Annotated in this window: 13 protein-coding genes; 3 read left to right on the top strand and 10 right to left on the bottom strand. The window is 60.9% G+C overall.

Annotated features, from left to right (window positions below):
* Window positions 1-213: 213 nt before the first annotated feature.
* Together HX790_RS13030 and HX790_RS13035 are read right to left on the bottom strand one after the other, a co-directional pair.
* Window positions 214-1077, bottom strand: coding sequence for a LysR family transcriptional regulator (locus HX790_RS13030; protein WP_017139493.1), 864 nt, complete (start codon window positions 1075-1077; stop codon window positions 214-216).
* A gap of 16 nt (window positions 1078-1093) precedes the next feature.
* Window positions 1094-3388: a heavy metal translocating P-type ATPase gene (locus HX790_RS13035; RefSeq protein ID WP_176991636.1), complete on the bottom strand. Its 2295-nt coding sequence runs from the start codon at window positions 3386-3388 to the stop codon at window positions 1094-1096.
* Between the two features lie 85 nt (window positions 3389-3473).
* Between HX790_RS13035 and cadR the strand changes: the two genes are divergently transcribed.
* On the top strand, window positions 3474-3923 hold the full coding sequence (cadR, locus tag HX790_RS13040; protein ID WP_017139495.1) for a Cd(II)/Pb(II)-responsive transcriptional regulator: 450 nt from the start codon (window positions 3474-3476) through the stop codon (window positions 3921-3923).
* 125 nt (window positions 3924-4048) lie between these two features.
* Here cadR and HX790_RS13045 read toward each other — a convergent pair whose 3' ends face one another.
* Together HX790_RS13045 and lgt are read right to left on the bottom strand one after the other, a co-directional pair.
* Window positions 4049-4882 carry a thymidylate synthase gene (locus tag HX790_RS13045; protein WP_017139496.1) on the bottom strand — a complete coding sequence of 278 codons (834 nt, stop codon included), beginning with the start codon at window positions 4880-4882 and terminating at the stop codon, window positions 4049-4051.
* Between the two features lie 53 nt (window positions 4883-4935).
* Entirely contained in the window at window positions 4936-5748 is an 813-nt protein-coding gene (gene lgt, locus HX790_RS13050; protein ID WP_017139497.1) for a prolipoprotein diacylglyceryl transferase, read from the bottom strand.
* Between the two features lie 212 nt (window positions 5749-5960).
* Between lgt and HX790_RS13055 the strand changes: the two genes are divergently transcribed.
* On the top strand, window positions 5961-6707 hold the full coding sequence (locus HX790_RS13055; RefSeq protein ID WP_017139498.1) for an NRDE family protein: 747 nt from the start codon (window positions 5961-5963) through the stop codon (window positions 6705-6707).
* Between the two features lie 97 nt (window positions 6708-6804).
* Here HX790_RS13055 and ptsP read toward each other — a convergent pair whose 3' ends face one another.
* Both ptsP and HX790_RS13065 read right to left on the bottom strand, forming a co-directional pair.
* Window positions 6805-9084, bottom strand: a complete 2280-nt coding sequence (ptsP, locus tag HX790_RS13060; RefSeq protein WP_017139499.1) for a phosphoenolpyruvate--protein phosphotransferase — start codon at window positions 9082-9084, stop codon at window positions 6805-6807.
* A 22-nt stretch (window positions 9085-9106) separates the two neighbouring features.
* A complete protein-coding gene (locus HX790_RS13065; RefSeq protein ID WP_003176750.1) occupies window positions 9107-9586 on the bottom strand; it encodes an RNA pyrophosphohydrolase in 480 nt (159 codons plus the stop codon).
* 143 nt (window positions 9587-9729) lie between these two features.
* Here HX790_RS13065 and HX790_RS13070 point away from each other — a divergent pair, with 143 nt between their 5' ends.
* The gene (locus HX790_RS13070) at window positions 9730-10386 is read left to right on the top strand and encodes an HAD family phosphatase (protein WP_017139501.1); all 657 of its coding nucleotides are present in this window, start codon (window positions 9730-9732) and stop codon (window positions 10384-10386) included.
* 102 nt (window positions 10387-10488) lie between these two features.
* Here the strand turns inward: HX790_RS13070 and HX790_RS13075 are convergent, their stop codons facing one another.
* From HX790_RS13075 to ilvA, 4 genes are read right to left on the bottom strand one after another with little or no spacing between them, the layout of a single operon-like run.
* Entirely contained in the window at window positions 10489-10956 is a 468-nt protein-coding gene (locus HX790_RS13075) for a DUF2269 domain-containing protein (protein ID WP_017139502.1), read from the bottom strand.
* Between the two features lie 24 nt (window positions 10957-10980).
* Complete coding sequence (locus HX790_RS13080) at window positions 10981-12234, bottom strand: SDR family oxidoreductase (protein WP_170036780.1); 1254 nt, start codon at window positions 12232-12234, stop codon at window positions 10981-10983.
* Between the two features lie 4 nt (window positions 12235-12238).
* Window positions 12239-12652, bottom strand: a complete 414-nt coding sequence (locus tag HX790_RS13085; protein ID WP_017139504.1) for a DUF2269 family protein — start codon at window positions 12650-12652, stop codon at window positions 12239-12241.
* Window positions 12653-12692: 40 nt separating this feature from the next.
* Entirely contained in the window at window positions 12693-14207 is a 1515-nt protein-coding gene (gene ilvA, locus HX790_RS13090) for a threonine ammonia-lyase, biosynthetic (protein WP_017139505.1), read from the bottom strand.
* Window positions 14208-14298 lie beyond the last annotated feature (91 nt).

Genomic DNA, 14298 nt, shown 5'->3' on the forward strand with positions numbered 1-14298 from the left:
CATCAAACTGATGAAGGCCATGCTAGGCGGGCAATGCGTCCCTCTTGTGGCAGAAAGGCAAAAGGCAGTGATAGTGGTATTGGTGGATTTGGGTGTAAGGCGATCGTTCCCACGCTCTGCGTGGGAATGCATCTTGTGACGCTCCGCGTCACGACATTCAAGCGCAGACGCGGAGCGTCCAGGGCGGCATTCCCACGCGGAGCGTGGGAACGATCAGAGCGGCGACATTTCCTGCGCCAACCCCAGAAACGCCGCCGGCAACCGCGCGCCTTTGCGCTCTTTGAGGCAGTACAAATACTCGGGAATCTGCGGTGCATTCTCGATAGTCAGCACCCGCAGTTGTGGGTCATGGGGCACTTCCTGGCGGGCAATGATGCTGATGCCGATGTTGCGCAGCACCGCCTCGCGAATCGACTCACGGCTGCCGATTTCCAGCAACGGCCCGTAACTCACGCCGGCGCCCTGCAACATCTCTTCAGTCAACCGCCGCGTGGTGGAACCGGCTTCGCGCATCAGCAGCGTATGCCCGGCCAGCGCACTCAGTGGCACATGTTCAAGCTTGGCCAGGGGATGATTACGATGCACCGCCAGCACCAGCGGGTCGGTGCCCAGCACGCGGCGAATCAGGCGTGGGTCTTCGAGCAGTTGCGAGGAGGCCGCGACATCGACGCGGTAATCGTCCAGTGCTTCGAGCACTTGTTGGGAATTGCCGATTTCCACCGAGACGTCCACATGGGGCAGGCGTTCGCGAAAGGCTTTGACCAGATCGAGGATGTAGTACGGCGCCGTGGCGGCAATCCTCAAAGCGCCCTGGACCTGGCCAGTATTGCGCAGGAAAAACTCGATATCGGCCTCTTGCTGCAACAGCGCCTTGACCATCGGCAGCAGGCGCGCGCCGTCGTCACTGACGGTGAGGCGCCGCCCGCCGCGGTAGAACAGTTCAACGCCGTATTGGCTTTCCAGGTTGCGAATCTGGGTGGTGACGGTGGGCTGGCTCAAGCCGAGTTTTTTCGCCGCCTGGGTAATGCTGCCCAGGCGGGCGACCATAAAAAACGCCTTTAACTCAGCACTCAGCACACCGCCCTCTCATCCTCTATTTGCGCAACAGGCGCAGACCGTTGAATACCACCAGCAGGCTCACGCCCATGTCCGCGAACACCGCCATCCACATGGTCGCCATGCCCAGGAAGGTGACTGCCAGGAAGATCGCCTTGATCACCAACGCCAGGGCGATGTTCTGCTTGAGGATACTCGACGTTTGCCGCGACAGACGAATGAATGCCGGAATCTTGCGCAGATCATCGTCCATCAGCGCCACGTCGGCAGTCTCGATTGCCGTGTCAGTGCCGGCGGCGGCCATGGCAAAGCCGATTTCGGCGCGGGCCAGGGCCGGGGCGTCGTTGATGCCGTCGCCGACCATGCCTACCCGGCGGCCTTGCCCGTAGAGGGTTTCAATGGCTTGCAGCTTGTCGGTGGGCAACAGATCGCCCTGGGCCTGATCGATGCCAACCTGCGCCGCAATCGCCTGGGCGGTGTGGGTGTTGTCGCCGGTGAGCATCAGGGTCTTGATGCCCAGCGCGTGCAGTTGCTGGATGGCTTCGCGGCTGCTGTCTTTTACCGTGTCAGCCACGGCGAACAACGCCAGCGGGCCGGACTTGTCGAGCAGCAGCACCACGGACTTGCCTTGTTTTTCCAGGGCGAACAGCTTTTCTTCCAGCGCCGGCGAGCACAGGCCCAGGTCTTCCACCAGACGGTGGTTGCCCAAGTGGTAGGTTTCGCCGTTGATGTCGCCACGTACACCGCGACCTGGCAAGGCCTCGAAGTTATCCACAACGTGGCTTGGCAAGTTTTTATCCACAGCTGCCTTGGCGATGGCCAGCGACACCGGGTGGTCGGAGCGCCCGGCCAGGCTGGCCGCCAAGGCGGGTGCGCTGTCTTCGACGTTGGGGAACAGCGCCAGGTAATCGGTTTGCACCGGTTTACCGTGGGTGATGGTGCCGGTCTTGTCGAGGGCCAGGTAGTCGAGCTTGTAACCACCCTCCAGGTACACGCCGCCCTTGATCAGGATGCCTTTGCGCGCCGCAGCCGCCAGGCCGCTGACGATGGTCACCGGGGTGGAAATCACCAGGGCGCAGGGGCACGCGACCACCAGCAATACGAGGGCGCGGTAGATCCAGTCGAACCACACGCCGGCCATGAACAACGGTGGGATAATCGCCACGCCCAAGGCAAACAGGAAGACTGCCGGGGTGTAGACCTTCGAGAAGCTGTCGACAAAGCGCTGGGTCGGCGCCCGTGCGCCCTGGGCCTGTTCCACCGCGTGAATGATGCGCGCAAGGGTGGAATTGTTGGCCGCTGCGGTGACCTTGTACTCAAGGGAACCGGCCTGGTTGATGGTGCCGGCGAAGACCTTATCGCCTACGGTTTTTTCAATCGGCAGGCTTTCGCCGGTGATCGGCGCCTGATCGATGGTGGATTGGCCGGCAGTAACTTCACCGTCCAGGCCTATGCGTTCGCCGGGTTTTACCCGCACGATCGCGCCCAATTCAATACTTTTTACCTCCTGTTCAAGCCACGAACCATCGGCATGCTGCACCGTGGCCTGTTCCGGCGTCATTTGCATCAGGCCGCTGATGGCATTACGCGCACGGTCCAGAGACTTGGCTTCGATCAACTCGGCCACCGTAAACAGGAACATCACCATGGCCGCTTCCGGCCACTGGCCGATCAGGATCGCACCAGTTACCGCGATACTCATCAGCGCGTTGATGTTCAGGTTGAGGTTTTTCAGGGCGATCCAGCCCTTTTTATAGGTGGTGAGGCCGCCGCTGAGGATCGATACCAGCGCCACCAAGGCAATTACCCAGGTCGGTGCCACGCCCGTGAAATGCAACACTTCGGCGCCCAATGCACCTACGCCCGACACCGCCAACGGCCACCAATGTTTCTTGGCAGGCGGCGCGGCAGCAGGTGTGCCCTCTTCGATAGGGTCGGCTTGCATGCCGATGGATTTGATCGCCGCGATGATCGGCGCAGTGCTCGGCAGGTCATGGGTAACGCCGAGGATGCGGTTGATCAGGTTGAATTCCAGCTGCTGCACACCGGCAAGCTTGCCCAGTTTGTTCTGGATCAGCGTCTGTTCGGTGGGGCAGTCCATGGCTTCGATGCGGAAAGTGCTCAGGCGCGAGCCGGCCGTCGGCGCTTCGCTGAGCGTAACCACAGCAGGCGCTACCTTGCTGGAACAGCAGGAATCGCCATGGCTGCCATGCTCATGCTTTTTGACCGGGGTCAGCGTGGCGCCGTGGTCGTGGCCATGTTCGTGGCTATGGTCATGATCATGGTCGTGCTTGTGATCATGTTTTTTCGGGGTGTGGATGGAATCGCTCATTCTGTCGCGTCCGTAAAGGTGCCTGTTGCCAAGTAAAGACCCTGTAGCCACTATAGGGTCAAGCACCCATTTGGAGATTGCTGCGATGAAGATCGGTGAATTGGCCAAACTGACCGATTGTCAGGTGGAAACCATCCGTTATTACGAAAAAGAAGGCCTGCTGCCGCCCCCGGCGCGCACCGATGCCAATTATCGCGTGTACACCCAGGCGCACACCGAGCGGCTGATCTTTATCCGCAACTGCCGCAGCCTGGACATGACGCTTGAAGAAATCCGCAGCCTGCTGGGGCTGCGCGACAGCCCGCAGGACCAGTGCGAGAGTGTGAATGCGTTGATCGACGAGCATATCCACCATGTGAAAGCGCGGATCGATGGGCTGTTGGCGTTGCAGGCGCAATTGCTCGACCTGCGCCAACGCTGCGGCGGTGGGCCGGATCTGGACCAGTGCGGGATTTTGCAGCGGCTGGAGGTCAGCGGCAGTGTGGCGGCCAGCGAGGCGGAGCCTTCGCATGTGGGCAGAAGCCACGGGCATTAAGGTGTATACAAAACAACTGTGGGAGCTGGCTTGCCTGCGATAGCGGTGGATCAGAGGCATTTGTATCGCCTGACACTCCGCTATCGCAGGCAAGCCAGTTGCCACATTTTTGACCGAGGCGGTCTTTAGATGGCGACGTCAGCCTTGATGCTCGGATCGGCGTCGTAGCCCACAATCTCGAAATCTTCGAACTTGTAGTCGTAAATCGACGCCGGCTTACGCTTGATTACCAGTTCCGGCAGCTTCTTCGGCGTGCGCGCCAGCTGCGTACGGATCTGTTCCATATGGTTGCTATAGGCATGGGTGTCGCCGGTGGTGACGATGATCTCGTGCGGGATCAGGTCGCATTGCTGGGCCAGCATATGGGTCAGCAACGCCAGCGCGGCGGTGTTGTACGGCAGGCCGAGGAATACGTCGGAGCTGCGGATGTACAACTGCATCGACAGATGGCCGTCATGCACAAACGCCTGGTACAGCAGGTGGCACGGCGGCAGGGCTTGCTTGCCGTTGCGCGCGTTTTCCTGCGGGCTCTTGGTTTCGTCCGGCAGGTATTCGACGTTCCAGCCGTGGAACAGGATGCGACGGCTGTTGGGGTTGTTTTTCAACGTGTCGACCATGTAGTCGATCTGGTTGATGGTGCCACCGTCCTTGGTTGGCCAGGCGGTCCACTGCTCGCCGTACACCGGGCCGAGGTCGCCGTCTTCGGTGGCCCATTCGTCCCAGATTTTCACGCCGTTTTCGTTCAGCCACTTGATGTTGGTATTGCCGCTCAACATCCAGATCAATTCGTTGGCGATGCTTTTGAAATGAAGCTTCTTGGTGGTCAGCAGCGGGAAGCCGTCGGCCAAGTTATGCCGATACTGACGGGCAAACACGGCTTTGGTGCCGGTGCCGGTGCGATCGCCCTTGGTCAATCCATTGGTCACGACGTCGTTCAGTAGTTCGAGATATTGCTTCATGTTTTTACCCGTATCAAAGAAGCCGAGGCTCGCAAAAGCCTCGGCATTCGAATTTAAAGCGCGGCGTTCTTGATGCCTTGCGGGCGATTGTACGCCCACCACAGCAGGCCCAGGCCCGCCAGGATCATCGGCATGCTGAGAATCTGCCCCATGGTCAACCAGCCCCACGCCAGGTAGCCCAGCTGTGCATCCGGCACGCGGACGAACTCGACGATGAAGCGGAAGATCCCGTAGAACAACGCAAACATGCCGGAAACCGCCATGGTTGGGCGTGGCTTGCGCGAGAAGATATAAAGAATCAGGAACAGTGCCACACCTTCCAGAGCGAACTGGTAGAGCTGCGACGGGTGGCGTGGCAGTTGCGCCGGGTCGCTGAAGGGTGGGAACACCATGGCCCACGGCACGTCGCTCGGCTTGCCCCACAACTCGGCGTTGATGAAGTTACCGATACGCCCGGCACCCAGGCCAATCGGCACGAACGGTGCGACGAAGTCCATCAGTTGGAAGAACGACTTGCCGTTGCGGCGGCCGAACCACCATGCGGCAATCATCACGCCGACAAAGCCACCGTGGAACGCCATGCCGCCCTTCCACACTTCGAAAATCAGCGTCGGGTTGGCGATATAGGCCGGAAGATCGTAGAACAGCACATACCCCAGGCGTCCGCCGACGATCACGCCCATCGACATCCAGAACACCATGTCGGAGAGCTTCTCCTTGGTCCAGGTCGGGTCAAAACGGTTCAGGCGCCGGGAAGCCAGCAGCCAGGCACCGCCGATGCCGATCAGGTACATCAACCCGTACCAATGGATTTGCAGCGGACCGATGGCCACGGCCACCGGGTTGATCTGCGGGTAAGGCAGCATTGCGACTCCTCGTTAAATCAATAGTCATGGCGCACCGGACCATGCCGGTGTGGGATTAAGCCTGCGTTACAGCCGCAATTTCAAATTAAGAAGGTTAGACACGCCCAATAGCCCGGCATGTTAACGGATGGAAGGCGCTCGGCCCAACTTCGATACGATGGATAGCCATCCGCTGTATGGGTAGAGTGAACAAAACACAAAGGGAACGCCTTATGTGCCTGATTGTTTTCGCCTGGCGGCCGGGCCACGCCCAGCCGCTGATCGTCGCGGCCAACCGTGATGAGTTCTACGCCCGCCCCAGCCTGCCGCTGGCTCAGTGGCCGGATGCGCCACATGTCTACGCTGGTCGCGACCAGGAAGCCGGTGGCACCTGGCTTGGGGTGAACGCCGAGGGGCGGTTTGCTGCCCTGACCAATATTCGCGACCCGCACCAGCCGCCTGCACGTAAGTCCCGAGGGGAGTTGGTGGCGCGATTTCTCAGTGGATCGCTGCCAATTGACGAATATTTGGCCGATGTTAACGGCCGTTCGATTGAATACTCCGGTTTTAACCTGCTGGTAGGCACGCGGGATGAGCTGTGGCATTACAACGCCAATGAGACCGAGCCGACGCGGTTGGAGGCTGGGGTTTATGGCCTGTCGAATGCCGGCCTGAATACGCCCTGGCCCAAATTGCTCAAGGCCAGGGCGGCGTTGAGTGAATTGCTGGAGCACCCACAGCCGCAGGCCTTGCTGGAAATCTTGAGCGACCCGCAGACTGCGCCATTTGCCGACTTGCCGGACACCGGCGTGGGCTTGGCGACCGAAAGCCTGCTCTCCAGCGTGTTTATCGCCAGCCCCAGTTATGGGACGCGGGCGAGTACGGCGCTGATTGTGAATGCCGATGGGTCGCGGCAGATGGTGGAGCGTAGTTTTGGGCCGTTGGGGGGACGGTTGGGTGAGGTCGAACTGAACATTTGATGGCGCTTGGGCTGCCGTCATCGCAGGCAAGCCAGCTCCCACATTTTGAACTGTGAACACAGTCAAATGTGGGAGCTGGCTTGCCTGCGATAGCGGTCTAGAGGGTTTTTGCAGAAGCCGGGTTGATCATTCGCGTCAGCCCCAGGTTCTTCAGCGCCAGTTGCAGCGAGCTGTGGATAACTTGCGGGTTGTCGATGGTCATCAACTCGGCAAGCAGGTCCTTGGCCATGCTCAGCTCAACCTGACGCAACATCCACTTCACCTTCGGCAAGTTGGTGGCGTTCATCGACAGGCTATCAAAGCCCATTGCCATCAACAGCACCGCTGCCGCCGGGTCGCCGGCCATTTCACCGCAGATACTCACCGGCTTGCCTTCGGCATGGGCGTCGCGCACCACATGCTGCAGGGCTTGCAGCACTGCCGGGTGCAGGTAATCGTAGAGGTCGGCCACCCGTGGGTTGTTGCGGTCCACGGCCAGCAGGTATTGGGTCAGGTCGTTGGAGCCGACCGAGAGGAAGTCCACTTGCCGCGCCAGTTCTTTGGCCTGGTACACCGCCGCCGGAATTTCGATCATCACGCCAATCGGTGGCATCGGCACGTCGGCGCCTTCGTCGCGTACTTCGCCCCAGGCGCGGTGGATCAGGTGCAGCGCTTCTTCCAGCTCGTGCGTGCCGGAGATCATCGGCAGCAGGATGCGCAGGTTGTTCAGGCCTTCGCTGGCCTTGAGCATGGCGCGGGTCTGGACCAGGAATATTTCAGGATGGTCGAGGGTTACACGAATACCGCGCCAGCCAAGGAAGGGGTTGTCTTCCTTGATCGGGAAATACGACAGTGACTTGTCGCCGCCGATGTCCAGGCTGCGCATCGTCACCGGCAACGGGTGGAAGGCGGACAGTTGCTCGCGATAAATCGCCAGCTGCTCCTTCTCACTCGGGAAACGTTGGTTGATCATGAACGGCACTTCGGTGCGGTACAGCCCCACGCCTTCAGCGCCACGCTGTTGCGCTCGGGCCACATCGGCCAGCAAGCCGGTGTTGACCAGCAGCGGCACACGGTGGCCATCGAGGGTGACGCATGGCAGCTCGCGCAGCGAATCGAGGCCCAGCGCCAGTTGCTTCTCTTCTTCCACCACCTCGGCGTATTGCTTGCGCAGCAGCTCGCTGGGGTTGGTAAAGACTTCGCCACGATGGCCGTCGACGATCATGTCGATGCCGTCGACCTTGGAATACGGCAGGTCCACCAGGCCCATTACCGTCGGAATACCCATGGCCCGAGCCAGGATCGCGACGTGGGAGTTACCCGAACCCAGTACCGACACCAAACCCACCAACTTGCCCTCTGGCACTTCGCCGAGCATGGTGGCGGTCAGTTCTTCACTGATCAGGATGGTGTTGTCGGGGTAGACCAGGTTGGTGGTGCGGTCTTCCTGCAAGTAGGCCAGCAGACGGCGGCCGAGGTCGCGCACATCCGAGGCGCGTTCACGCAGGTAGGCATCGTCCATCAGTTCGAAACGGTTGACGTGATCGGTGACCACCTGGCGCAACGCGCCCTGGGCCCACTGGCCGGTCTTGATCACGGTTTTGACTTCGTTACCCAGGGACGCGTCGTCGAGCATCATCTGGTACACGTCGAACAGCGCGCGCTCTTCGGGGCGCAGTTGCGTGGCCAGCTTGGTCGACAGGTTGCGCATGTCGGCGCGCACGCCTTCCAGGGCGGTCTTGAACAGTTTGATTTCAGCGTCGATGTCATCGACGGTTTTGTCCGGCACCACATCCAGGTCGGCTGGCGGCAGCATGACCACGGCCGTACCGACCGCAGCGCCCGGCGAACCTGGCACGCCGACGAACTTGGCTTCCTGGATGCCCTTGCCCTGACGGCCCAGACCACGAATCGAACCGGTCGCCTCAGCGTGGGCAATAACCCCGGCGAGCTGCGCGCTCATGGTCACGAGGAAGGCTTCTTCGCCTTCATCGAACTGGCGGCGTTCTTTTTGCTGGATGACCAACACGCCGACAACGCGGCGGTGGTGAATGATCGGTGCGCCGAGGAACGAGGCGTAGCGCTCTTCGCCGGTTTCGGCAAAGTAGCGATAACGCGGGTGATCGGCCGCGTTTTCAAGGTTCAGGGGTTCTTCACGCGTCCCCACCAGGCCCACCAGACCTTCATTGGGCGCCATGCTGACCTTGCCGATCGAGCGCTTGTTCAAGCCCTCGGTGGCCATCAGCACAAAACGGTTGGTCTCTGGGTCCAGCAGGTAAACCGAGCAGACCTGGCTGCCCATGGCTTCCTTGACGCGCAACACAATAATCCCCAACGCCGCCTTGAGATCCTTGGCGGAGTTAACTTCCTGGACGATCTTGCGCAGCGTATTGAGCATGGCTCGGGGTCGAACTCCGTCGTCAGTCGCGCGCTAAAAGGCGCGGGGCAAGCTCTTTGAGAGCGCGACGATAAACCTCGCGCTTGAATGTCACCACCTGGCCCAACGGGTACCAATAGCTGACCCAGCGCCAGCCATCGAACTCCGGTTTACCGGTCAAATCCATTCGCACCCGCTGCTCGTTGGAGATCAGGCGCAAAAGAAACCATTTTTGCTTCTGGCCGATGCACAGCGGTTGGCTGTGGGTACGCACCAGGCGTTGCGGCAAACGATAGCGCAACCAGCCACGGGTACAGGCCAGAATTTGCACATCTTCGCGCTCAAGGCCGACTTCTTCATTCAACTCACGGTACAAGGCGTCTTCAGGGGTCTCGTCGGGGTTGATTCCGCCTTGAGGAAACTGCCAGGCATCTTGGTTGATTCGGCGAGCCCATAGCACCTGTCCGGCATCATTCGTAAGAATAATCCCGACATTAGGACGGAAACCATCGGGGTCGATCACGGCAACAACCTCGCAAACGCATGTCGCCGCATTGTTCCACAAAGGTTGTTCCAGCGGCAACGAGGCTTCTTACCTTATGTGCACTCTTGTGAAAAGACCGTATTCTGGACGCCTTTTTACAGACTTTTCAGCGAGTAACTGCAATGCGCCTGGCTTTATTCGACTTGGACAACACGCTTCTCGGCGGTGACAGCGATCACGCGTGGGGCGATTACCTCTGTGAGCGTGGGATTCTTGACCCGGTGGCCTACAAAGCCCGTAACGACGAGTTTTACCAGGATTACCTGGCCGGCAAGCTGGATAACGCCGCCTACCTGAACTTCAGCCTGGAAATCCTTGGCCGCACCGAGATGGCCCAGTTGGACGAATGGCACCGCGACTTCATGCGCGACTGCATCGCCCCACTGATGCTGCCGCTCGCCCTGGAACTGCTGGCCAAACACCGCGCCGCTGGCGACAAGCTGGTGATCATCACCGCCACCAACCGCTTCGTGACCGCGCCGATCGCCGAGCTGCTGGGGGTTGAAACCCTGATCGCCACTGAATGCGAGATGGAAAACGGCCGGTATACCGGGCGCAGCACGGATATCCCGTGCTTCCGTGAAGGCAAAGTGACGCGCTTGAATCGTTGGCTGGAAGAAACCGGGTACAGCCTGGAAGACAGCTACTTCTATAGCGATTCGATGAATGATTTGCCGTTGCTGGAGCAGGTAGCGCATGCGGTGGCGGTGGACCCGGACCCGAATTTGCGTGCCGAAGCCGAGAAGCGTGGCTGGCCGGTGATTACCCTGCGTAGCTGATGACGCTATCGCAGGCAAGCCAGCTCCCACACTTTAGATGTATTCACAGATCAAAATGTGGGAGCTGGCTTGCCTGCGATGAAGCCGGCTCGGTCCCAAGCCCTAAACCGGCTTGGCCACCATCAAATAGAAAATCACCAGAAACGCCAGAAACGCCGGCCAGCCCAGGCCAAACCACCAGCGCATATAGGTCGCGGCCTTGATCGGCATCGCCGTGCCATCGCGCAGCGCCTGCTCCGCCATCTTGTGCACACGAATCTGCAGCCACACCACCGGCAGCCAGCAGACACCCGCCAGCACATACAACGCGAACGTCCACTGCAACCAGCTCTGCTGCATCGACCAGCCCGCCAAGTACATCAAGCCGATGCCACTCAACGGCTGAAAAACCGCCGTGGTCGTGGTAAATGCCCAATCCGCGAACACCAGGTGTTTGAAGGTGACCGCGATCACTTCCACCTTGCCGCTGCGCCAGGCGCGCAAGGCGTAATATGCCGAGCCCGCACCCAGGCCAAACAGGATGGTCGAGGACAGGATATGCAGGGTTTTCAACAGCAGGTAAGCGTTCATCGGCGGGGCTCGGTCGAAAAAGGTTCAGTCCAGAGAAGGTTCAGTCCAGAGGAGCCAAAGGGTCGCCACCATGAGTACCAGATTTTTGGCGACCGCCGCGTAAGGATCAAACCAGTAATGGGGCAGGACTATGCTGATAATCACGGTATAGCCGCCCATCAACAGTAATTGCAGGATCAGCGCCGACCTGCGCCAGCGCGCAACCAGCAACCCCAGGCCCAACAGGCCATCACACACCGCCCCGGCGATCACGGCCACTGTCGCCCAAGTGCCCTGCACACCGGCCTCGGCCATGATGCGCAGGCCCCAGGCGTAACCCGGCCCAACGCAAACCGCCGCCGTACCCAGCCAGATCAGCACCAATACCGCCAGCATCAGCGGGCGAATGGTGCGCTGGCTGCTTTGGGCCGCCGTGGGCCAGCCTTGCAGGCGTGAGGCTAACGGCGCGGCGGTGTAGCCGCAGACCGACGCCAGCACCTCGGGGTCGGCGACGTTATCCCGCTGAGCCAGGGCAATGCTTTGTGAGTTCAAGGCGCGCCAGCCCAGGCGATCACCCAGCCAGCCGCCCAACCCCAGCAATGGCGCTTGCAAGTATCGGCCTGCGCGCCAGCCTTGAGCGACGCGCAGGTGATCAATGACTTGAGCGAGCCGCATCGGTGCTGGCCCCACCAACGGCAGTACCAATGATTCGGCAGGCCACTGGCGCAACACGGCCAGCACCGCGCCGACCAGGTCGTCGATATGCACCGGCTGCAGTTGAGCGTTGAGGTCCAGCAATGGAATCAGCGGCCAGGGCGACAGCCCCGCCAACCAGGCACTGCTGGCGCCCCCCTCGCCCACCACCAGCGAAGGCCGCAGCACCACGGCGGGTACGCCAAGGCTCAGCAGATAGTCGTCAGCAGCGCCTTTGCTGGCCAGAAATGGCACATCCGATTGCGCTGAGGCGCCGAGGGCAGAGATCTGCAACACTCGCACACCGTGATGGGCGGCCAGATCAAACAGCGCGCGGGCGCCCTGATCCTGGACGCGGCTCAGCTCGGCCGCATCCACGCTCAGCAACCCCGCCGCATTGATGACTAAATCGACCGACTCAGGAAACACCCAGCAACCTGGGTCGGCAGCCAACCGGCCCAAATCCAGCGCCTGCCATTGCACCCCTGGCCAGCCCTGACTTCGAGGCTTGCGACACGTCGCGATCACACTGTGCCCAGCCTGCTGCAGGGCGCGCAGCAAGTGGCCACCGACAAAGCCGGTGGCGCCGACAAGCAAAATATTCATACGGTTAAACCGGCTTGGCGCCCATCAACCCGGCAATCGCTACAAACCCCACCAGGCTGACCACCGCCAGCACCAGGGTGAAATTCAGGCTACCGCCCTCGCCCTTACGCAGGCGATTAAGCCGCGCCACCAGCCAGAACCAGGCCAGTGCCGCCACGGTGTAGAGAATGCTGGAACCCAAAATCCAGGTTTGCCCCAGCGGCCAGCCGAGCAGATGCACCAGCCACCAGCCGGTGAACGGCATGCTGACCACGCAAACGCCCATCAGCAACCACACGAACGCCCACGGGCGTTGCACGGTAACCGCCGGGCCGGCGCTGCGTTTGCGCCAGGCCAGTACCGCCAGGCCGAGGCCGCTGAGCAACAGCAACACGGTGGCGGTGATGTGAATAACCTTGAGGGTGGTCAGCGTTTCCATGGTCTTGATTCCTTAAAGGCCGCTCAGTCAGCGTAGTCGCTCAACCGAGGAACAGCTGGTAAGCCGGGTTTTCGCTTTCATCCCAATACGGGTAGCCGATTTCTGCCAACGCGGCCGGCACCAGGTGGCGCTCGTCTGTCGGCACTTGCAGGCCTGCGACCACACGGCCGTCGGCTGCGCCGTGGTTGCGATAGTGGAACATCGAGATGTTCCAGCGCCCGCCTAATTTGTTAAGAAAGTTGAACAGCGCGCCCGGACGCTCGGGGAATTCGAAGCGAAACACCAGCTCGTCGCTGACTTTGGCTGCATGGCCACCCACCATATGGCGAATGTGCAACTTGGCCAGCTCGTTTTCGGTCAGGTCCAGCACCGGGAAACCCTGGCTTGTGAGGCTGGCGATCAACGCGCTGCGCGGGTCGTTTTCCGGGTGAGTCTGCACACCCACGAAGATGTGCGCCTCGCGGCCGGAGTGGTAGCGGTAGTTGAATTCGGTGATCTGGCGCTTGCCCACGGCCTCGCAGAACGCCTTGAAGCTGCCCGGTTGCTCGGGGATGGTCACGGCGATGATGGCTTCGCGGCCTTCACCCAGCTCGGCGCGCTCGGCCACATGACGCAGGCGGTCGAAGTTGACGTTGGCGCCGGAGTCGATGGCCACCAGGGTCTGCCCGGTCACGCCACGGGTTTCCACGTATTTCTTGATACCCGCCACGCCCAGCGCGCCCGCAGGCTCGGTGATGGAGCGGGTGTCGTCGTAGATGTCCTTGATGGCCGCGCAGATTTCGTCGGTGCTGACGGTGATCACTTCGTCTACATAGTCTTTGCAGATATCAAAGGTGTGCTGGCCGATCTGCGCCACCGCCACGCCATCAGCAAAGATGCCGACCGTTGGCAGCACCACGCGCTCGCCTGCGGCCATGGCGGCTTGCAGGCAGTTGGAGTCATCCGGCTCGACGCCGATGATCTTGATTTCCGGGCGCAGGTATTTCACATACGCCGCAATCCCGGCGATCAGCCCGCCGCCGCCCACGGGTACAAAAATCGCGTCCAAAGGCCCAGGGTGCTGGCGCAGAATCTCCATCGCCACGGTGCCCTGCCCGGCAATGGTGTGTGGATCATCGTAAGGGTGAATGTAAACGTAGCCTTTTTCGTCGACCAGTTTCAGCGAGTAGGCCAGGGCTTCCGGGAAGGAATCACCGTGCAGCACCACTTTGCCGCCACGCGAGCGCACGCCTTCGACCTTGATCTCCGGCGTGGTCTTGGGCATCACGATGGTGGCTTTCACCCCCAGCACCTTGGCCGCCAGGGCCAGGCCCTGGGCGTGGTTGCCCGCAGAAGCGGTGACCACGCCGCGCGCGCGTTCTTCGGCGCTCAGTTGGGTCAGCTTGTTGTAGGCACCGCGAATCTTGAACGAGAACACCGGCTGCAAGTCTTCACGCTTGAGCCAGACCTTGTTGCCCAGCCGCTCGGAGAGCTGGCGCGCGGTCTGCAAGGGGGTTTCTACGGCAACGTCGTAAACGCGCGAGGTGAGGATCTTTTTGACGTACTGTTCAAGCATCGGAAAGCATCACTGGGCGGGTTGGGCAGGGCCAAGGAGTCTAACCCAGCGTTTAGCCGGGCGACCACACGAATCCCGAGGTTTTGTTGGG

Origin of the sequence: Pseudomonas sp. IPO3747 (genome assembly GCF_013385245.1) — a bacterium.
Classification (GTDB): Bacteria; Pseudomonadota; Gammaproteobacteria; order Pseudomonadales; family Pseudomonadaceae; genus Aquipseudomonas; species Aquipseudomonas edaphica.